Annotated in this window: 20 protein-coding genes; 19 read left to right on the top strand and 1 reads right to left on the bottom strand. The window is 34.8% G+C overall.

The features are described from left to right. Positions 1-167 precede the first annotated feature (167 nt). Both SJY24_RS27625 and SJY24_RS27620 read left to right on the top strand, forming a co-directional pair. Positions 168-1778, top strand: coding sequence for an ATP-binding protein (locus tag SJY24_RS27625; RefSeq protein ID WP_377866937.1), 1611 nt, complete (start codon positions 168-170; stop codon positions 1776-1778). After that, positions 1778-2470 (top strand): response regulator, encoded by a 693-nt coding sequence (locus SJY24_RS27620; RefSeq protein ID WP_377866936.1) that lies wholly within the window; start codon positions 1778-1780, stop codon positions 2468-2470. Before SJY24_RS27625 ends, SJY24_RS27620 begins: the two co-directional genes overlap by 1 nt. A 66-nt stretch (positions 2471-2536) precedes the next feature. Here the strand turns inward: SJY24_RS27620 and SJY24_RS27615 are convergent, their stop codons facing one another. Then, positions 2537-3841 (bottom strand): CitMHS family transporter, encoded by a 1305-nt coding sequence (locus SJY24_RS27615; protein ID WP_000880480.1) that lies wholly within the window; start codon positions 3839-3841, stop codon positions 2537-2539. A gap of 255 nt (positions 3842-4096) precedes the next feature. Between SJY24_RS27615 and SJY24_RS27610 the strand changes: the two genes are divergently transcribed. The 17 genes from SJY24_RS27610 to SJY24_RS27530 all read left to right on the top strand — a co-directional run bounded on the left by SJY24_RS27610 (position 4097) and on the right by SJY24_RS27530 (position 20450). Continuing rightward, entirely contained in the window at positions 4097-4351 is a 255-nt protein-coding gene (locus SJY24_RS27610; RefSeq protein WP_377866935.1) for a hypothetical protein, read from the top strand. Between the two features lie 136 nt (positions 4352-4487). Beyond that, positions 4488-4991 carry a nitrous oxide reductase accessory protein NosL gene (locus SJY24_RS27605; protein ID WP_377866933.1) on the top strand — a complete coding sequence of 168 codons (504 nt, stop codon included), beginning with the start codon at positions 4488-4490 and terminating at the stop codon, positions 4989-4991. Between the two features lie 439 nt (positions 4992-5430). Next, positions 5431-6303, top strand: a complete 873-nt coding sequence (locus SJY24_RS27600) for an ankyrin repeat domain-containing protein (protein WP_377866931.1) — start codon at positions 5431-5433, stop codon at positions 6301-6303. 170 nt (positions 6304-6473) lie between these two features. Further along, on the top strand, positions 6474-7154 hold the full coding sequence (locus SJY24_RS27595; RefSeq protein ID WP_377866930.1) for a GNAT family N-acetyltransferase: 681 nt from the start codon (positions 6474-6476) through the stop codon (positions 7152-7154). Positions 7155-7461: 307 nt separating this feature from the next. Then, the gene (locus SJY24_RS27590; RefSeq protein WP_098666044.1) at positions 7462-8028 is read left to right on the top strand and encodes a glycerol-3-phosphate responsive antiterminator; all 567 of its coding nucleotides are present in this window, start codon (positions 7462-7464) and stop codon (positions 8026-8028) included. Then, positions 8025-9122: an ABC transporter ATP-binding protein gene (locus SJY24_RS27585; RefSeq protein WP_377866928.1), complete on the top strand. Its 1098-nt coding sequence runs from the start codon at positions 8025-8027 to the stop codon at positions 9120-9122. The genes SJY24_RS27590 and SJY24_RS27585 overlap by 4 nt, the downstream gene beginning before the upstream one ends. Then, on the top strand, positions 9122-10054 hold the full coding sequence (locus tag SJY24_RS27580; RefSeq protein ID WP_377866926.1) for a carbohydrate ABC transporter permease: 933 nt from the start codon (positions 9122-9124) through the stop codon (positions 10052-10054). Before SJY24_RS27585 ends, SJY24_RS27580 begins: the two co-directional genes overlap by 1 nt. After that, on the top strand, positions 10051-10872 hold the full coding sequence (locus SJY24_RS27575; RefSeq protein WP_377866925.1) for a carbohydrate ABC transporter permease: 822 nt from the start codon (positions 10051-10053) through the stop codon (positions 10870-10872). The genes SJY24_RS27580 and SJY24_RS27575 overlap by 4 nt, the downstream gene beginning before the upstream one ends. Positions 10873-10899: 27 nt before the next feature. Further along, entirely contained in the window at positions 10900-12276 is a 1377-nt protein-coding gene (locus tag SJY24_RS27570) for an ABC transporter substrate-binding protein (RefSeq protein WP_377866923.1), read from the top strand. A gap of 407 nt (positions 12277-12683) precedes the next feature. Further along, positions 12684-13388: a metallophosphoesterase family protein gene (locus SJY24_RS27565; protein ID WP_377866922.1), complete on the top strand. Its 705-nt coding sequence runs from the start codon at positions 12684-12686 to the stop codon at positions 13386-13388. Positions 13389-13538: 150 nt separating this feature from the next. Next, positions 13539-14210, top strand: a complete 672-nt coding sequence (locus tag SJY24_RS27560) for a response regulator transcription factor (protein WP_377866921.1) — start codon at positions 13539-13541, stop codon at positions 14208-14210. Positions 14211-14221: 11 nt separating this feature from the next. Further along, complete coding sequence (locus tag SJY24_RS27555) at positions 14222-15457, top strand: sensor histidine kinase (protein WP_377866920.1); 1236 nt, start codon at positions 14222-14224, stop codon at positions 15455-15457. 237 nt (positions 15458-15694) lie between these two features. Further along, complete coding sequence (locus tag SJY24_RS27550; protein WP_377866919.1) at positions 15695-16516, top strand: transporter; 822 nt, start codon at positions 15695-15697, stop codon at positions 16514-16516. Between the two features lie 43 nt (positions 16517-16559). After that, positions 16560-17288, top strand: coding sequence for a C39 family peptidase (locus SJY24_RS27545; RefSeq protein WP_377866918.1), 729 nt, complete (start codon positions 16560-16562; stop codon positions 17286-17288). A gap of 18 nt (positions 17289-17306) precedes the next feature. Further along, entirely contained in the window at positions 17307-17834 is a 528-nt protein-coding gene (locus tag SJY24_RS27540) for a GrpB family protein (protein WP_377866917.1), read from the top strand. Positions 17835-18142: 308 nt separating this feature from the next. After that, positions 18143-19741 carry a sensor histidine kinase gene (locus SJY24_RS27535; RefSeq protein WP_377866916.1) on the top strand — a complete coding sequence of 533 codons (1599 nt, stop codon included), beginning with the start codon at positions 18143-18145 and terminating at the stop codon, positions 19739-19741. 1 nt (position 19742) lies between these two features. Continuing rightward, on the top strand, positions 19743-20450 hold the full coding sequence (locus tag SJY24_RS27530; RefSeq protein WP_377866915.1) for a response regulator: 708 nt from the start codon (positions 19743-19745) through the stop codon (positions 20448-20450). Positions 20451-20531: the final 81 nt, after the last annotated feature.

The raw sequence follows: 20531 nt of genomic DNA, 5'->3' as shown, positions 1-20531 counted from the left end.
ATTGGTGAAGGCTAATAATCAGTGGGGATGAACAAAACCCCCACTGATTAAAGTTTCACTTTATGAAGATAAAGATAAAGAAATATATAGTAACCGTGTTATGATAAAAGTTGATAATTTAAAAAACTGTATTTTCTTTAAATTCTATCTTTAGTCATGTTAGGGGAATGGTTTTGAAATTTAAAAAATTAAAGCTGCAACCGAGAATTACATTAACTATTAGCACACTTATTCTTGTTGTACTGCTGTTAACAAGTTATTTATTTTACTATATATTATCTGAAACAGTAGAGGAGCAAATTGGAAAAAGAGCGTTGCATGTTGCGAAAACAGTTGCTGCTATACCAGAAATCGGGGAAGCTTTTCAAAAGGAAAATCCAGCTTCTATTATTCAGCCAATTGCAGAAAAAATTCGAATCGAAACAGATGCCGACTTTATTGTAGTTGGAAATAAAGATGGTATTCGTTACGCACATCCTATGCGAGATAAAATAGGAGAGAGAATGGTTGGCGGAGATAACAAAGGGGTTCTATTAGAGGGGAAGTCTTACGTTTCGGAAGCAACGGGATCATTAGGGCCTTCATTACGAGGAAAAGCCCCAATTCGTAATCAGAATAATGAAATTATTGGCGTAGTTTCTGTTGGATTTTCAATGGATGATATTCATGGAGCGATAGAAGTATATGGAAAGCGTGTGTTTTGGATTACAATAATAGGTCTGTTAATTGGGATAATTGGCTCTATATATTTAGCAAGAAGTATAAAACGAATGATGTTTGGAATGGAGCCAGAGGAAATTTCATCTTTGTATGAGGAGCATAGTACAGTTATTCAATCTGTACGTGAAGGGATTGTAGTAATCGATAAAAATGGAATGGTTAGTTTAGTAAATCAAGCAGCATATGACATTCTTTCTTTAGATAAACGACAAAATATAATGGGCGAATTTATTTTAAATGTTATTCCTAACTCATCGATACTGGATGTACTTCAAACTGGCGAAGAACAATTTGACCGTCAATTAAATATAAAGGGACAGGATGTTATTGCCAATCGCCTACCTATTAAAGTTAATAATAAAGTAACTGGTGTAGTATCCAGCTTGCGCTTGAAATCTGAGATGGATCAATTAACAGCGGAATTATCTCAAACACGGCAGTATACAGAGGCATTGCGGGCGCAAACGCACGAATATAACAATTTATTGTATACGCTTTCAGGTCTTATTCAATTAGAGTCTTATGAAGATGCTTTAGAGCTTATTCATAAGGAAACGGCAGTATATCAAGAGTTCGTTCAATTTATTATGAAACGAATTCAAAATCCATGGTTAGGTGGGATTTTAATTGGATTTTATAATAGGGCACGAGAGCTGAAGATTGATTTTATGCTAGATCGAGAAAGTAGTTTAGAAAATTTAAGTCCACATATTGAGAGTAATTACGTTGTTTCTATTTTAGGGAATTTGATCACGAATGCATTTGAAGCAATTGAAAGAAATCAAGATCATGATAAGAAAGTAAGAATGTTTGTAACAGACATTGGGGAAGAAATATTAATTGAAGTAGAAGATTCAGGACAAGGTGTTCATGATGAAATAATTACAAGCATATTCTATAAAGGTTTTTCGACGAAAGTGGGCGAAAAACGTGGATATGGATTAGCAAAAGTGAAAGAGTTAGTAGAAGATTTAAATGGGAGTATTGCGATTGAAAAAGGGGATTTAGGCGGTGCTTTATTTATCATTGCATTACCGAAAGAGAGAGGCGAATTGTAATGAATGAGGGGATTGAAGTATTGATTGTAGAAGATGATATTCGGATTGCGGAAATTCATCGTCGTTTTACTGAAAAAATTGAGGGGTTTAAAGTAATTGGAACAGCAACGACTGGAGAACAGGCGAAAGAATGGTTAGAGTTTGTAAAGCCACAACTCGTTTTATTAGATGTATATTTACCTGACATGCAAGGGACTGAACTCGTCACATATATTAGGCGTAATTTGCATGATACAGACATTATTATGATTACAGCCGCATCAGAGACGGATGTAGTGCGGCATGCTTTACGAGGTGGGGTAACAGATTATATCGTAAAGCCACTTACATTTGATCGTTTTAAAACAAGTTTAGAAAGTTATCAAAAGAAGATTACGAAGTTAAAGAAAAATGCTCAATTATCTTCAGAACAGATTGAACATCTATGGTCCCAAAGAGGGGTGCAGGCAAATCAAATTGAATATGCGCCAAAAGGAATCGACCCTTTAACGTTAGCAAAAATAAAAAAGCATATGTTAACTGTTAATGAGGAGGGAATTACTGCAGAGATGCTAAGTTCAATGGTAGGCGTAAGCCGATCAACTGCGAGGCGCTACTTAGAGTATTTAATCTCTGGAAAGAAAGTGCATGCGGAGCTTATATATGGAAGTGTGGGGAGGCCAGAAAGAAGGTATTTCCGCGCTTCTTCATAGGGGACTTTCACAACAATAAAAACAGTAGAGGATTATATTTCCTCTACTGTTTTTCCTAGTTTCATCTTATATTGGAATAATTCCAATTACAATTCCAGTAATCAACATAACCATTGTCGTTCCAACAGCCCAAAGTAAAGTAAAGCGTTGATGTTCACCAAAATCAACTTTTGCCATACCAACTAATAAATAAGTAGAAGCAACGAGTGGGCTTAGTAAGTGAACAGGTTGCCCGAGTAATGAAGCGCGTCCCATTTCAGCTGCACTAATTCCGTAAGCAGCGGCAGCTTTTGTTAAAATGGGTAGTACACCGAAGTAAAAAGCATCATTGGACATGAAAAATGTGAACGGCATACTAAGAAGAGCTGTAATAATTGGTAGTTGTGGTCCAAGAGCATCTGGTATAAGAGTCACTACACTTTGAGCCATTGCATCTACCATTTTTGTCCCTGATAGAATACCAGTGAAAATTCCAGCGGCAAATACGAGAGAAACAACCGCTAATACGTTTCCAGCGTGAGAAGCAATACGTTCTTTTTGTTGTTCCAAGCTTGGATAATTAATCATCACCGCAATAGCAAAAGCGACTGTAAATAAAACAGGTAACGGCATAACTTCTAGTATGAGACAGACGAGTAGGGCAACAGTTAATAAAAAGTTAATCCATAGCAGTTTCGGGCGTTTATGTATTTCAGCTTCGACTGTCGCAGCTTGCTCATCCATTGTTTGCATGTGTTTTAAATATTGAACATCCATAATTCCTAAACGTTTTCTTTCTTTTTTTCCAAGATAGTAGGCAACGAAAACTACCCAAATTGCACCAGCAATCATTCCTGGTATAAGTGGTGTGAAGAGCTCTGATGCATCAAGTCCAAGAGCACTCATAACCCGAGCAGTTGGTCCACCCCAAGGTGTAAGATTTGTAACACCTGCCCCTAACATAACAACCCCAGCTAATATAAGCGGATTCATCCCAAGGCGTTTATATAGTGGATACATTGCGGAAACTGTAATCATATATGTTGTTGTTCCGTCACCATCTAATGAAACGATAATAGTAAGAATAGCTGTACCAACAACAATTTTTAAAGGATCTCCTTTTACAAATTTCAAAATTTTACTAATGACAGGATCGAATAAACCGCTATCAATCATAATTCCGAAATATAAAATGGCGAACATAAGCATAATACCAGTAGGTGCTAGCTTTTGAATTCCTTCTAACATCATCGGGCCCATATTCGCATAAAAGCCACCAATTAATGCGAAAATAATTGGAACTAATATTAATGCTACTAGTGCAGACATACGTTTCGTCATAATCAAAAACATAAAGACAAATACCATTGTAAATCCGAGTAATGCTAACATGTAATCTCCCCCCTCCAAAAATGATTACGCTTTCAAAATAAAATAAAAATTCAGATAAAAGGTTTTTTATTTATAATAAAAGGTTCAATTGGAATGGTAAATAATTTGAAAAATAACATCATTAGAAGCATAATCTTTATTTTGATCATTTTGTTCACAGGGTAATTTTGAATTTTTAAAAAGATAAATGCCTTCGTACAAGAATGGTAGAATAAGATGGAAATAGCGAAGCGTGAAGTAGGGAGTAGATTTTGAATGCAAACAAGAATAGAAGAAATTTATAGTTCGTGTAAAGGAAAAGTAGAGGAGATTTTTATTAATGAATCCTCTTACGTATATGAATGGGAAAAGTTAATGATGATCCGAAAAAATGACGGTGAGATTGAAAAAATTGCAGTAGGGATCAGTGGGAATATAAGATTAGTAAATGTAGAAGTTGGACAAAGCATTGATACGGACACATTATTAGTTAAGTTAGAAGATGATTTATTAATTACTGGTTGTGAATGATGAGAGATGTGTGGAAGTAACTGCACATCTCTTTTTTGTTCCATATATTACAAAAAGAACATTGTTTTTTCACAAATCTCACACAACCTTTTGGTATTCTTTTCGTGGAGTATACGGTTTCTAGGGAGGAATATTGATGAGGGTAAAATATGTCGCACTTGTTATATGTTTATGTTTCATATTTACGATAGTAGGATGTGGGAAAAAAGAACTAACAGCTGTTGCGATTAATGAGAAAAATGATAAGTGTGATATTTGTCAAATAGGGGTAATGGATAATCAATTCGCAACAGAAATTATTTTAGAAAATGGAAAAGCATTAAAGTTTGATGATATTGGCTGCATGTATAAATGGATGGAGATCAATTCAGGTGAAAAGACGAAAGAAAAATTTGTTCGAGATTATGATTCGAAAGATTGGGTTTCGTTAAAAGATGCTACTTACGTATATGATAAAACAATAACGACACCGATGGCTTATAATGTCATTTCATTTAAAAATAAAAAAGATGCAGAGAGTTTTGTATCTAACTATAAGGGGAAAGTTCTTTCGTATAAAGAGCTATCAGAGCATAAATGGGAAATGAATAAAGAGATGATGGGAAAACCGAAAACAGGGAATCACGGTGGGCATCATTAATAATAGAAAAAGACAACTATATAGTTGTCTTTTTCTATTATTACTCAGGTGCAAATATAGAAAAGGTGTAAAATTTTTAGAAGAACGGTTACAATGGAATATAGTAACCTAAAGCAATCATTTACCCCGCATTAACGGGCAGTAAAACTCCCACCTCAAAATGTGGCTGGAGCGAAGAAGTTAGGTGGGAGATCAACTGCCCGTAAATGCCCGATTGGTTCAACTAATAATCAGTGGGAGATGAACAACCCCCACTGATTAAAGTTTCACTTTATGTACTTTTTAGAAATGTATACAAATGCGGTAAAAACGTGCTAAACTAATTGCTTCATAATGTTAATGATGAGGCCATCAGGCGTATCATTCCAATAGGTTGAGAAACATAGTATAAGTTTAAGATAATCCGATTAAAGAAGGAATCTAAAGGGCTTATGGATAAATGTACTCAAGAAGAGTTATTGTATGTGATGGAGGAATGGTTAAGAAAACATTATCTTTCATAGGAGCTGTAGTTGTGAGAAAACAAAAAATTTTATTATGTATGTTATTAGGACTTTTAATGACGGTAGTGGCTTGCGATAAGCAAGAAGAGCCAGAATCAAAACCGGTTCATGTGAAAAACGAAAAGAAAAAAGAAAAGCATAAAGAACAGGAAGAATCTAAAGAAGAAAAAAGTATAAATTTAATGGACAAACAGTTGCTACTTTCTGCGACGCTTGGAGACACAGAAACAGCTATGAAGCTGATCCAAGATGGAGCAAATATCAATGTAGAAGGTGACAACGGAGAAACGCCTGTCCTTGCAGCGACGTATCAAAATCATGTAGAGACAGTTAAAGCATTAATTGGTGCAGGTGCTAATATTGAAATTCAAGACGAAAAACAAAGCAATCCATTTCTTTATGCAAGTAGAGAAGGATATACGGATATTGTAAAAGTATTAATTAATGCAGGAGTTAATACGAAAGAAACGACTAAGTCAGGTGGAACAGCACTTATTTCTGCATCAGAGCGTGGCCATGTAGAGGTTGTTAAAGAATTATTAGAGCATACAGATATTGATGTGAATTATAAGAATGAACGTGGTGGAACAGCTTTATTAGAAGCAATTGTATTAGGAAATGGTAGTGAAAGTCATAAGAAAGTAATTCAAATGCTTATTGACCACGGGGCAGATGTAAATATGGCCAATAAGGAAAATATTACGTCGCTGCAATATGCTGAAAAAAGAGGTTTTAAAGATATTGCGAATATGTTGAGGATAGCCGGAGCGAATGAAGTAGTACAGCCGCAACCACAACTGGCGGAATAACAAGCTGAAGAAATAAAAAGCACGAAATAATCCCATTTAGATAGACAGAATGAAGAAGTCATTTTAGTATGATGGATTCAGTAATGTGTATTTAAATGGGATTTTTGTTTTGAAAAAATGGATGGATGCTATATCGAGAAGGCTACACATAGTAATTAAGGAGGGTATAAATGCGATTTTCAGAACTTGAGTTAATAGCAATTCAGGCAGAAGTTTTATTTGTTCATAATCAAGTAGGAAGAATAAAGTGTGTAAATGAAAATGGAAATCTGAAAGCGCCGCGTTTTTTTCTTGGCCGAACTCGTGAAGGGAATATAACGAGATATCATTATAACCTGGATATTGAGATGGTAAGTAAGATTGAGAAATTAATTCGAGAACGCTCAAATCACATAGAGATAGCAAAAATCATTAAAGTATTAAATGAAGAGAGAACGGTGGAGAATATTTGGATGGGTCCTGCTTTCGTGTTCCCTAATAATTTACATAAGCCAACTAGAACGATACAAATAACAGAGAAGAATAAAGAGCTTTTGCGAGAAAATTTTTCTAATCTAATAGAACAGATGAAATGGAGGCAACCTTATTTTGCAATTGTAAAAAATGAAAAGGTAGTTTCTATATGTTGCAGTGCCAGAAGTACGCCCGTAGCTGCTGAGGCAAGTGTGGAAACTTTAGTGGAGTTTCAAGGGAATGGATATGGTGCTGATGTCGTTACAGCCTGGGCAATATCAATACAAGAGGAAAAGCGCATTCCGCTTTATAGTACTTCTTGGGATAACTTTGCTTCGCAAGCAGTGGCAAGAAAACTAGAATTGATTAATTATGGAATGAATTTGCATATCACTTAAATTTTAAACACAGTTGTTTGCTGTTGGAGTTTATTCGTATATCTAGATTATTGTAAAAGTAATATGGTGAATATTAACATTCGATTAACATCTAATTAACAATTTATCAAAACTGACTTAATAAATGCGTAATATAGTAAAGGTAACAAAATAACTAGGGTAGAGAACATTTGAGAACACCCGCTTACATATAACGTGCCGCTTTCTTAAGTGTGCTCTATTCCCTAGAGTTCAAATAAGGAGAAAGGTGTTCTATGTAAGTAGGTGTTTTTAGTTTGGATAAAAATAGAAAAGCTAGGTGGAATAATTGTTTAAAGAACCTTATATTGCGATGATAAAGGATTGGAAAGGGTACAAAACATACAAAAAATTACCGAAAACAGTTTTTCTTATGACTGGTTCAATGCTGGAGTTACCAGAGCGTGTATACGAATTACAGAAACATGGACATGATGTATTTCTTCATTGTGATTTTATACAAGGTTTAAATACGAATACAGAGGAAGCTCTTTTGTATATTCAAGATGTTATCGGAGCACAAGGCATTATTTCAACAAAAGGTTCGACAATTCGAAATGCCAATAAAATTGGATTAAAAACGATTCAACGTATTTTTATTGTCGATACTTTATCTCTTACAAAATCAATTGAAAATTGTAAAACGACTAAACCGAATGCAGTAGAGATTATGCCTGGTATTATGCCTTCAATTATTAAGCAGCTAGCAGTGGAAATAGAATTTCCTATTATTGCAGGCGGATTGATTCAAACGCGGGAAGATGCGGAAATTGCCATTCGTGCAGGAGCAAGTGCGATTTCAACGAGTCATTATGAAGTATGGATACAAGAAGAAAAAAGGAGTGCAACCTTGTGATCGAATTGAAAGATGTTTCAAAGGTATATAAAAATGCGGAAGAGACAGCGGTTAAAGACGTATCGGTTCAAATTAAGAGGGGAGAATTTTTTGTTTTAGTTGGACCTTCGGGATGTGGAAAAAGTACATTACTACGAATGATCGCTGGCTTAGAAGAAATTTCTTCGGGAGATTTAATGATTAATGAACGTGTTGCAAATGATTTAGAGCCGAAAGACCGTAATCTATCAATGGTATTTCAAAATTATGCATTATATCCACACCTAACTGTAGAAGAAAATATTTTATTTGGACTTAAGGTAAGGAAAGTACAAAAAGAAGAGCGACAAAAGCGATTAATGGAAGCTATTGAAATGGTAGGACTGAAAGAGTATGTGAAAATGAAACCGGGCCAATTATCAGGCGGGCAAAGACAGCGTGTTGCGCTTGCCAGGGCGATCGTGAGTCAAGCACCGATTTGTTTAATGGATGAACCACTTTCGAATTTAGATGCGAAATTACGTGCCCAAATGAGGATTGAAATTAGAGAGATCCAGCAACGACTAGGAATTACGATGATTTACGTTACTCACGATCAAATAGAAGCGATGACTATGGGAGATCGTATCATGGTCTTAAATAAAGGAAGTATACAACAAGTTGGAACACCTCTTGATATATACAACGAACCAGCAAACGAATTTGTTGCGAGTTTTATAGGTTCTCCTTCTATGAATATAAATGATGGAAAAGTGGATAAAGAAAAAGGCGTATTACATATAGGGCAATTGCAAATTCCATTATCTATTGGGCAGTTAAAGCAATTACCAGAAGGAACAATTCGAATAGGCATGCGTCCTGAGCATATTGCATTGTCTGAGGAAGGACAAGAAGTTACGCTGCAATCTGTAGAAGTATTAGGGAATGAATCTATATTAAACTTTGCGTTAAATGGAACAACTTGGAGTGCGAAAGTTATCGGGCAGTTACTTCTGAACAAAGGTGACAAAGTAAAATTATTATTCTCGCAAGAAAAGTTATGCTTCTTTCACCAAAAGACGAATGAACGATTAAAAGTGGTAGCTGAAGAAGAGTTGAAAGTGGTGGCGAAATAATGATTGAAGTAAGTAAGTTACCAGTTCAAACAAAAGTGTCAAAAAAGAAGGATTTATGGAGCAGAACGAAAGATCTAAGAATAGGATTATTGTTTTTGGCACCATCTATTTTGCTGTTTTCAATTTTTCTTTTCTATCCATTGTTTAGGACAATCTACTATAGCTTTTATTTAACAGATATACACGGAGAAGCTAATCTTTTCGTTGGCTTAGAAAATTATCAATATTTATTTTCGGATCCTGCTTTCTACAAAAGTATAAAGTCAACTTTATTATTTGTTTTATATACAGTGCCTACTAGCATTGTATTCGCCTTATTTCTTGCGTTACTTGCAAATGAAAAAGTAAGAGGTATTGGATTGTTCCGAGTTCTCTTTTCTTCAACTATGGGAATATCAGTAGCTGCTAGTGCAGTGATTTGGCTATTTTTATTTCATCCAAGTGTAGGGTTATTTAATAATATATTAGCCTCTATGAATCTTCCCGCAATCGCATGGTTAACGAGTCCAGAATGGGCACTGTTTTCTGTATCGGTTACAACGGTTTGGGTGAATACAGGATTTGCATTTTTAGTTATATTAGGTGGTTTACAAAATATTGATACGTCTTTATATGAGAGTGCATCTATAGATGGTGCCAGTTATTTGTATAAGCTTCGCCGCGTTACATTACCGATGCTATCACCAACTTTATTTTTTATCGTGACAGTAACGTTAATTAGTGCGTTCCAAAGCTTTGGACAAATTGATATTTTAACGCACGGTGGACCAAATGATGCAACGAATTTAATTGTGTACTCGATTTATAAAGAAGCATTTGTGAATCATCAATTTGGAACAGCAAGTGCACAAGCGATGGTATTATTCGTTTTCATTTTTATTGCTACATTGATTCAATTCAAGTTTGCTGAGAGAAAGGTGCATTATAAATGATCGTTAAACAGTGGAAACAAAATTTCCTATTATACATGCTGCTCATTATTAGTGCAGTAATGGTGTTTTTTCCTGTACTCTATGCGTTTTTAATAAGCTTTATGACACCAGATGATATTCAAATGAGAAGGTTATTTCCGACCCAATTTACTTTCGATAATTTTATTAATATCTTTCAAAAAGTACCGCTTTTTACATACTTGTACAACAGTTTAATTGTATCGACGATTGTTATGATTGGACAACTTATCGTATCCAGTTTAGCAGCTTATGCTTTTGTTTTTCTTCAGTTTAAAGGGAGAAACGTAATTTTCTTCCTGTTTATTTCAACGATGCTTATTCCGTGGGAAGCAACGATGGTACCGAACTTTTTAACGATTCAAAACTTTGGTTGGATCAATAGCTTTGCTGGGATGACAGTGCCATTCTTTGCAACAGCTTTCGGTATTTTCTTACTACGTCAACATTTTATGACACTTCCAAATGAACTGAAAGAAGCTGCTTTTATTGAAGGGATTGGAAATGTAAGGTTTTTATTCAGCGTTGTAATTCCGTATTGTAAAACGAGTTTTATTACGCTTGGAGTATATAGCTTTTTAACAACGTGGAATATGTATTTGTGGCCGCTCTTAGTAACCACTGATGAAAAAGTAAGAACGGTTCAAATTGGTGTGAAGCAGCTTCAATCTCAAGAAGTTGCAACTGATTGGGGCAGTGTAATGGCCGGTGTTACGGTTATCGTCATTCCAACGTTAATTTTACTATTTTTAGGGCAAAAGCAATTACAACAAGGATTAACAAAAGGTGCAATTAAATAAGCATACATAGGAAAAGGTGGGATTGAGATGAGTTTATTGAAAAAAAGTGCTGCTCTTTTAATGGCAGCCACAATGGCATTAACCGGGGCAGCTTGTTCAAATAGTAAAACAGAGGGGAAACCTGAAGCGCAGGCAAAAGTAGCTCCAGTTGAAAAGAATGGTGATAAAACTGTAATTCGTTTCTGGCATGCAATGGGTGGAAAAACACAGGGTGTACTAGATGGGCTTGTTGCAGACTATAATAAGTCGCAGAATAAATACGAGATAAAGGCAGAGTTCCAAGGAACATACGAAGAGTCTTTAACGAAGTTTAAAACGATGTCTGCAACGAAAGAAGCGCCAGCTCTTGTTCAATCGAGTGAAATTACAACGAAGTATATGATTGATAGCAAAAAGATTACGCCTATCGATAGCTGGATTAAAAAAGATAAGTACGATACATCAAAATTAGAAAAAGCAATTACGAACTATTATTCAGTTGATGGAAAAATGTATTCTATGCCGTTTAATTCATCTACACCAGTATTAATTTATAATAAAGATGCTTTCGCGAAGGCTGGATTAGATCCAGAGAAAGCTCCACAAACATATGCTGAGTTAAAAGAAGCGGCGAAAAAGTTAACGATTAAAGAAGGCGGAAATGTAAAGCAGTATGGATTTTCAATGCTGAATTATGGTTGGTTCTTTGAAGAGTTGTTAGCGACACAAGGGGCTTTATATGTAGATAATGAAAATGGTCGTAAAGATGCTGCACAGAAAGCAGTATTTAACGGAAAAGAAGGTCAAAAAGTGTTTGGGATGTTAGATGAATTAAATAAAGCTGGTGCACTTGGAAAGTATGGAGCAAGTTGGGATGATATTCGTGCCGCGTTCCAGTCTGGACAAGTTGCTATGTATTTAGATTCTTCAGCTGGTGTTCGTGATTTAATTGATGCATCTAAGTTTAATGTAGGCGTTTCGTATATTCCGCATCCAGAAGATTCGAAACAAAATGGCGTTGTTATTGGCGGTGCATCATTATGGATGACGAATATGGTTTCAGAAGAAACGCAACAAGGTGCTTGGGACTTTATGAAATATTTAACGAAGCCAGATGTACAAGCAAAATGGCATACAGCAACAGGATATTTCTCAATTAATCCAGATGCATATAATGAGCCGTTAGTAAAAGATCAATACGAAAAATATCCACAGCTAAAAGTAACAGTAGAACAATTGCAAGCGACGAAGCAATCTCCAGCAACTCAAGGGGCATTAATTAGTGTATTCCCAGAATCAAGAGATGCAGTTGTAAAAGCATTAGAAGCAATGTATGACGGTAAGAATAGTAAAGAAGCTTTAGATGAAGCTGCAAAAGCAACAGATAGAGCAATTAGTATTTCAGCTCGTACGAGTCAAAAATAAGAGAAAGCCGCATCCTGAAAAAGGATGCGGCTTTCTTTATTGGAAGATAAGGGATCAAAGAAATGATGAAGTCTTATCTCTTTTATATGAGTAAAGGGTCTAGAATGAATTTTGTCCTTTTCATTATTTGTTTAACTCCATTGCAATCTGTTTCCCATTTACAAAAACCTCTGCCACCGCTACTACAACTTCCATCACTTTTTTCATATCTCATCTCTCCTTGTTTTTTGTTTCATTTCTTACTTTTAGTATAAGGAAATACAGTAATTGCAACCATCGAATTGGATGACAAGAGACTTACATTGTTGTAAGGGTAATAGTTTTAGTTTGTAATAAATGTGATTCGGAATTTTCTGTCGTTTTGAATTATAATTAGAAAGAGAATGGTTTAGAAAGAAGGGGATAATATGAAAAGAATTCTTGTTATTAGTGATATTCATGGAGAAATAGAAAAGTTCGAACAATTATTGGAAGAAGCTCACTACGATGCAAAACAGGATCAACTAATTTTGTTGGGGGATTATGTAGATCGTGGCCCGAATGCAAGTGCTGTCATTGAAAAGGTAAAAGAGTTAAAAGAAGAGGGAGCCTTTGTTTTAAAGGGAAATCATGAAGATATGATGATTAAGGCATTAACGACAGATGAGGAACGTTCATGGAACCATTGGGTAAAAAGGAATGGTGGAGATAAAACGTTATATAGCTATGGATTTGTAGAAGAAGACATTGCGGTTAATGAGGAAAACTTCCAAAAACCGATTTTACAATCTCATATATTAGAGGAACATGTAACGTTTATTCAAGAATTAGATCATTACATTGAAACAGAAGAGTATATCTTTGTACATGCTGGTGTTGAGCCAATGAAACGAGTTTCTGAATCTGAACCATATACGTTAATGTGGATCCGTAATGAGTTTCATAGTGGATATAGTGGCGAAAAGCTTGTTGTATTTGGCCATACGGAAACAAAAACGCTTCATGGTAGTGAAAATTGTGGAGTATATTTTGGCAGTAATCGTATTATAGGAATTGATGGCGGGGCTGTGTATGGTGGTCAATTAAATTGTTTGGAGTTGCCGAGTAAAAAGGTGTATGTAGTAAAAAATTGAAAGAGATAAGGGTAATCTTATTTCTTTCAATTTTTTATTAAGCAAAATTTAAGGGAGAGCTTTTATAATAAATCTTCCAAATTTTATATCGGGAAAAACGTTAAAATGTAATTATAAATAGAATTGAACTATATGGTGGAAGGTGAGAATATGCGCTTACTTGTAGTAGAAGATAATGCTTCTTTATTGGAGTCTATCGTACAAATTTTACGCGATGAATTTGAAGTGGACACGGCAATGAATGGGGAAGATGGCTTGTTTTTGGCATTACAAAATATATATGATGCAATACTACTTGATGTCATGATGCCAGAAATGGATGGATTTGAAGTTATTCAAAAAATACGAGATGAGAAGATTGAAACGCCAGTTTTATTTTTAACAGCAAAAGATTCTTTGGAGGATCGAGTAAAAGGTTTAGATTTTGGCGGAGATGATTATCTCGTTAAGCCATTTCAAGCGCCGGAATTAAAAGCGAGAATTCGTGCTTTATTACGACGAAGTGGTAGTTTAACAACAAAGCAGACAATTCGTTATAAAGGGATTGAACTGTTTGGAAAAGATAAAGATGTACAAGTAGATGGACAAGCAATTAAGCTGACGTTAAAACAGTATGAACTTTTAGAGTATCTCATTCAAAATAGCAGTAAGATTTTAATGCGTGAACAAATTTTTGATCGTGTTTGGGGATTTGATTCGGATACAACAGTAGCCATAGTAGAAGTGTATGTTCATCATTTACGTAAAAAATTAGAACCATTCGGTTATCAAAAAGATATTCAAACTGTTCGTGGTATTGGATATATATTAAAAGAACAATGAAAAAGGGAAGTATGTTTCAAAAAACACGCATTCGTTTGACTATAGTAAATTCATTAGTTTTCATCGTATTAATTGGGGTATTAGGTAGTATAATTTATTTATACACATATAATCGAATTTATGGTGCAGTAGATAAATCATTTGAAAAAATAATTGAATATAAAGATGGGGTTAAATCTAAGAATCCTCCCAAGGGAGGCATGAAAAATATTCAAATTGGGGATCCAAGAGTCATGAAGTTGTTCTGGAAGGGAAATACAATCTCAATGGATGAGAAAAACCCTAGATTTTTCTCTATTTTTACAGAGAATATTCCAGCTTTTGCGCCAAAGAAATTAGGAGTTCTTCAGGATATAGAAGTAAAGGGGCATTATTTCAGAACATTAGCGTTTCAGGATGACGGACAAATTGTGCAAATCGTACGCGATACAACAGCCGAAAAAGAAATGATAAATACTTTATTTTTAATTCTCGTTATAGGTTGCAGCATAGGAAGTCTCTGTGCAATAGGTATCGGCTTTTTCCTAGCTGGCAGAGCACTCATACCTATTCAAAATTCATGGGAGAAGCAGCAGCAGTTCGTTTCGGATGCATCGCATGAATTAAGAACACCACTTGCGGTTATTCAATCAAAAACAGATGTATTATTCCAGTCACCATCTGCAACGATAGAAGAAAAGGCGATGGATATTTCTACAATTTCAAAGGAATGTAGACGGCTATCAAAACTAGTTAGCAATTTATTATTGTTAGCACGTTCGGATTCTAATCAAATCGAGATGGATAAGAAAACATTTGAAGTGGATCAATTGCTAGAAGAAATAGTAGATCCATATAAAGAGATTGCTTCTTATCAAGAAAAAGAGATGGTATTAAAAGTAGAACGTGACATATCGTTTATTGGCGATAGAGAGAGAATTCATCAATTGATGGTCATATTGCTAGATAATGCAATGAAGTATACGAATGAAGGTGGACATATTCAAATTACTTGTATGCAAACGAGTAGTTCGATTCGCATACAAGTGAAGGATAACGGGATAGGAGTTAAAGAAGTGGATATTCCAAAGTTATTTGATCGTTTTTATCAAGGAGATAAAGCAAGAAGTCCATCAGAAGGAGCGGGGTTAGGTCTTTCAATCGCTAATTGGATTGTAGAAAAGCATTATGGAAAAATATCGGTAGAGAGCAAATGGGGAGACGGTACTTGTTTTGAAGTGATTTTTCCTAAAAACCAAAGAATATAAGTGAGAAGACGATCTTGTTTTTACAAGGTCGTCTTTTTTTTAAGGGAAAGTTAAGAAACAACTTGTATCATGTATTACATCATGGAAACTTGTAATAGAAAGAGATGTTGGAGTAGATATTTTTGGATGAATTAGATGAATCATACTGTTATTTTTAACGGTGATGAAGTTGATGTATAGTATTAAAAAAATTATGGGAAAGATGGAAACAGAAAGCGTGAGAAGGAGGAAGAAGTATTGAAAAAGAAGATGATGACGGTATGTGCTATTGGATTAATGAGTTTAAGTATATTAGGGGGCGCCTCTCCTTCTGGAGCGCCAAAAGGAAAGACAGATTACGCGCAACGTAGTAAAGAACAATTAAACGATGGGAAAATACATGCAATGCATACAGAAGAAAAAGCGGAAAAATTAGGCATTGAAACGGATGGGAAAGAACAAATTACGTTAGAAAAGGAAATTCATGAAACGGAAGTAGGAAGAGAAGCGGAAAAATTAGGTATCTCGGTAGAAGGAAAAGATGTTGGAATTCTTTCAGAAGAAATTTATGAAACAAAAGTGAGGCAAGAAGCGTTAAAACTAGGAATATCTATAGAGAATACGTCGATTGTAAGTTTAATTGATCAAATTAATAAGATTAAAATTAATAATGAAGCAGAAAAACTTGGTGTTTCAACTGAAGGAAAAGAAATAGAAGAAATTGAGGAAGAAATCTATGGAACAAAAGTTAGAGAAGAGGCAGAAAAGCTAGGTATTGCTCAACAAGGAAAAGAGATGGAAGAGTTAGTACAAGAAGTGTACGAACAAAAAGTGCAGGAAGAAGCAAAAAAATATCATATTGATTTATATGGCAAAGATATATATCAAGTATTAAGAGAAATCAATGAACAAAAAGTGATACAAATGGCGGATGAGCTTGGTATGGATAGAGCGAATTTGAATATTCAAGATTTGGCGGAGAAGATAAATCTTGAACAACCTGAAAAGGGAAAAGAGCTTAAGTTTGTTCCTATGGTTCAAACAGATGCTGATGCGTTTTATTCGTATTTAACGAATTAAAAAGGGCGTGAGGGTGATACGAAAATGGAAGTGGTATATATGTATGGCCTTACTATGTATAGGGGTATGGGGTGCATATACAAATGGAATTACAAAGTATGTGGAGAAAGTAAAGGGGTTACTATTTTCAAGTGTACAAAGTCAAAAACGAATAGAGTTTAGTAATAACGATGAAAAAGTCATGTTATCAAATGTGCCTTTAATTCAGCAATTACCAGAGTTAGATAGAGGCTGCGAAGTAACAAGTTTAGCGATGATGTTACAATATGCGGGTGTTTCTATAGATAAGATGAAATTAGCGAGTGACATCCAAAAGGTAGATTTTTTAGACGATGGTGTAAGAGGAAATCCGAATGAAGGATTTGTGGGGAACATTTATACGTTTTCTGAATCGGGATATGGTGTATATCATGGACCACTTTTTCAATTAGCGAAAAAATATTTACCGAATGAAGCTGTGGACTTAACAGGAAAGAGTATTGAAGAACTTTATAAGAGTGTAAGTAATGGGCAACCGGTAGTAATGATTACGAATGCAACATATGCACCGCTAGATGAGGATGAATTCACTATATGGGAAACAAATGGTGGAGATGTTTCTATTACTTATAATGAACATTGTGTTGTTCTTGTTGGATATGATAAGGAGTCTGTTTATATTCAAGATCCACTTAATGAAGGCCCGAATGTCAGTGTGTCGAGAGCGGATTTTGAAAAGGCGTGGGTACAAATGGGGAGCCAAGCGATTAGTTATGTGAAAAGCTCAAAATAAATTAGGGGGAAAAGGGGTATGGACTTAGGCATAACGGGTGACGAAATTAAGTTAGTGAGTTATACAGATGAGTGGGAAAAAGAGTTTTCTAAAGTGAAACATGAGATACAAGAAAATATGCATATAGAAGCGGATCGTATAGAACACATTGGTAGTACAGCTATTGAAGGTATGGTATCCAAGCCAGTTATAGACATATTAGTAGCTGTAGACGATTTAAATGCAGTAGGAAAATCTATTATAGATGGTTTTAAATCCATAGGTTTTTTACGATTAAAGGTGGAACGACCTGGTGAAATTATCTTTGCAAAGTTTACTGATTCTACTTTTCAAAAACGTACACATTATATTCATTTAGTAGAGTATGAAAAGGGGATTTGGAATAATTTAATCTTTTTTAGAGATTATTTGAGTGCAAACGAGGAAGCAAAGGGAGAGTATATAAATTTAAAATTAGATTATGCTAAGAAGCATTCAGCCGGGATAAAGAATTACACGGATCATAAAGAAAGTTTTGTGAAAGGTATTTTTAAGAAGCGAAAGTGATATGAAACAAGAGAACTTCTATATGGGGTTCTCTTATTTTGTAAGTTAATCTTTTTAAAAATAACTAAATATGCAAAAATGCATAATTGAGCAAAATAATACATGTTATTATTATGTATTGTTTTCTAAGTTGTTGAAATAACGAAGAGTGCAGCGGCTGTAGAAAAATAAGTTAATTTGATGGAAGAAGAAAAGAACTACAAGAAATGACTAGTAAATTTAAAGTATAATAACAGCAAATAAGTAAGGTGAAAATAATATCACCTTACTTATTTTTCTATTCAGTAATTAGGGGAGTCATTAACGGGATGAAAAAAAGAAAAAGACTATGGAATTTATGGAAAACGATTACATTGTTAGTTTGTACAGTTGTAATTTTTTCTTTACTTGTGACAGATATATTAATTAGTCATAATGTAGAACGGACAACGGAGGAAAGCCAAGCAGAGAAAGCGAAAACAATTGCACACATTGTGGCGAATGATTCAGTTGTAATCAATGGTTTGATTGGGAAAGCAGATACTTCAGCAATCCAAACGTATACAAATAGGATATTAAAAAATACAGGTGTTCAATTTATTGTAGTTATGGATATGGATGGAATAAGAAAATCGCATCCAAATCCTCAAAAAATAGGTCATCATTTTATTGGGGGAGATGAAGGACCTGCATTGAAAGGGAAGGAACATGTATCGCTAGCAGAAGGAACTTTAGGTATTTCAATGCGAGTATTTGTACCAATATTTTCTGAAACAGGCGAACAAATTGGAGCGGTGGCTGTCGGTATTTCAGCAGATAATGTAAAAGAAAGGGTTAAGGAAAGTAGACATATTATTTATATTGGTGTCGGAGTTGGAGTACTAGTCGGAATTATAGGAGCAATATTGCTAGCTAGGCATATAAAGAAAAGCTTATTCGGTCTTGAGCCACACAGGATAGCGAAAATTCTTGAGGAAAGAAATACGATGTTGCAATCTGTAAAGGAAGGTATTATCGCTGTAGATAAAGAGGCGAGAGTAACGTTAATTAATAATGAAGCGAAACGGCTATTTAAAAAAAGTGGACTGGAAGAAGATTTTATTGGTAAAGATGTTGAGTTGTATATGCCAAATTCGCGTATAAAAGAAGTGTTGCAAACGGGAGAGGTACAATTAAACGAAGAACAAAATATTTATGGAATTACGATTGTCACAAATCGTGTTCCTTTATATGTAAAAGGAGAAATAGTTGGCGCGATTGCAACATTTCGTGATAAAACAGAGATTAGAAAATTAGCAGAGGAACTAACTGGTATTAGGTTATATGCAGAAGCATTACGGGCACAATCTCATGAATTTATGAATAAGATGCATGTCGTATTAGGGCTTACACATATGAAACAGTATGAGGAATTGCAGAAGTATGTAAGCGGTATGGTATCAGAGCATCAATATGAAATTGGTGGGGTTATGAAAAAAATTCAAAGCCCAGTATTTGCCGGATTTTTACTAGGTAAACTTAGTTATGCTAGAGAGAAAAATATAAGGTTAATTATAAAAGAAGATTCTTACTTACCAGAAATATATGATGAACGTATCATTCATGAACTGATCACTATTGTCGGAAATTTAATTAATAATGCATTAGAGGCAGTGACGAATTGTGAGAAGCAGCAGGTTGAAGTTGGAATACAATATAGGGATACATTAGTCATTACAGTACAAGATACGGGGAATGGCATAAAAGAAGATGAAACTGATGCATTATTTATAAAAGGTTATTCTACAAAGGGTGATAATCGGGGCTATGGTTTGCATCTTGTAAAGGAAAGCATACAGCGAATAGATGGAGAAATTTATGTCCATTCAGTGTTAGGAACGGGAACGACAATAACGATTGAAATACCTAAAAGTGGGGATGAGAGATAAAATGATCAAAGTTTTGATTGTAGAAGATGATCCGATGGTTGCGATGTTAAATACGCATTACTTAGAGCAAGTGGGAGGGTTTGAACTTGTCCATGCAGTTAACTCAGTTAAAGAAGCGATAGAAGTGTTAGAGAAGTCACGAGTAGACTTCATATTACTTGATATTTTTATGCCTGAGGAGACTGGGTTTGAGCTTTTAATGTATATTCGAAATCAAGAAAAAGAAATTGATATTATGATGATCTCAGCTGTACATGATATGGGAAGTATTAAAAAAGCATTACAATATGGAGTTGTAGACTATCTAATTAAACCATTTACATTTGAACGCTTTAAGGAAGCATTAACGGTGTATCGAGAAAAATTTACTTTCATGAAAGAACAACAAAAAATTAGTCAATCGGAATTAGATTCGTTAATTTTACAAAAAGAAAAAAGAGAGACCTTTAACTATAAAGAGCTTCCGAAAGGATTAACAAAGCAAACATTGCAACTCATTTGGCAGAAAATCGAATCGCTTAATGGACAAGCATTTACAACTGATGAAATGGCGCAATTAGTAGGGGTTTCGAGAGTTTCTATTCGAAAGTATGTAATGTTTTTGACTGAAATCGGAGTATTAGAGAATGAAATGGTGTATCAAAATGTGGGAAGACCGGTGAGTAAATTAAGGTGTATTGACCGGAATAAAATAGACTTTTACGTATAAGCGACTTATTAGAGGTCGCTTATACTTTTTTTAATTACAAAAGTAGTTACAAAACTTACAAAAACTATTTTTACTATTGAA

It is taken from the genome of Bacillus sp. R86525 (assembly GCF_042466195.1).
Classification (GTDB): Bacteria; Bacillota; Bacilli; order Bacillales; family Bacillaceae_G; genus Bacillus_A; species Bacillus_A nitratireducens.
This window is presented reverse-complemented; position numbering and strand designations above follow the sequence as displayed.

Coding starts and splice junctions, on each gene's coding strand:
- SJY24_RS27625 (WP_377866937.1), top strand. CDS start 168: ATGGTTTTGAAATTTAAAAAATTAAAGCTGCAACCGAGAATTACATTA.
- SJY24_RS27620 (WP_377866936.1), top strand. CDS start 1,778: ATGAATGAGGGGATTGAAGTATTGATTGTAGAAGATGATATTCGGATT.
- SJY24_RS27615 (WP_000880480.1), bottom strand. CDS start 3,841: ATGTTAGCATTACTCGGATTTACAATGGTATTTGTCTTTATGTTTTTG.
- SJY24_RS27610 (WP_377866935.1), top strand. CDS start 4,097: ATGCAAACAAGAATAGAAGAAATTTATAGTTCGTGTAAAGGAAAAGTA.
- SJY24_RS27605 (WP_377866933.1), top strand. CDS start 4,488: ATGAGGGTAAAATATGTCGCACTTGTTATATGTTTATGTTTCATATTT.
- SJY24_RS27600 (WP_377866931.1), top strand. CDS start 5,431: ATGTACTCAAGAAGAGTTATTGTATGTGATGGAGGAATGGTTAAGAAA.
- SJY24_RS27595 (WP_377866930.1), top strand. CDS start 6,474: ATGCGATTTTCAGAACTTGAGTTAATAGCAATTCAGGCAGAAGTTTTA.
- SJY24_RS27580 (WP_377866926.1), top strand. CDS start 9,122: ATGATTGAAGTAAGTAAGTTACCAGTTCAAACAAAAGTGTCAAAAAAG.
- SJY24_RS27575 (WP_377866925.1), top strand. CDS start 10,051: ATGATCGTTAAACAGTGGAAACAAAATTTCCTATTATACATGCTGCTC.
- SJY24_RS27570 (WP_377866923.1), top strand. CDS start 10,900: ATGAGTTTATTGAAAAAAAGTGCTGCTCTTTTAATGGCAGCCACAATG.
- SJY24_RS27565 (WP_377866922.1), top strand. CDS start 12,684: ATGAAAAGAATTCTTGTTATTAGTGATATTCATGGAGAAATAGAAAAG.
- SJY24_RS27560 (WP_377866921.1), top strand. CDS start 13,539: ATGCGCTTACTTGTAGTAGAAGATAATGCTTCTTTATTGGAGTCTATC.
- SJY24_RS27555 (WP_377866920.1), top strand. CDS start 14,222: ATGTTTCAAAAAACACGCATTCGTTTGACTATAGTAAATTCATTAGTT.
- SJY24_RS27545 (WP_377866918.1), top strand. CDS start 16,560: ATGGCCTTACTATGTATAGGGGTATGGGGTGCATATACAAATGGAATT.
- SJY24_RS27540 (WP_377866917.1), top strand. CDS start 17,307: ATGGACTTAGGCATAACGGGTGACGAAATTAAGTTAGTGAGTTATACA.
- SJY24_RS27535 (WP_377866916.1), top strand. CDS start 18,143: ATGAAAAAAAGAAAAAGACTATGGAATTTATGGAAAACGATTACATTG.
- SJY24_RS27530 (WP_377866915.1), top strand. CDS start 19,743: ATGATCAAAGTTTTGATTGTAGAAGATGATCCGATGGTTGCGATGTTA.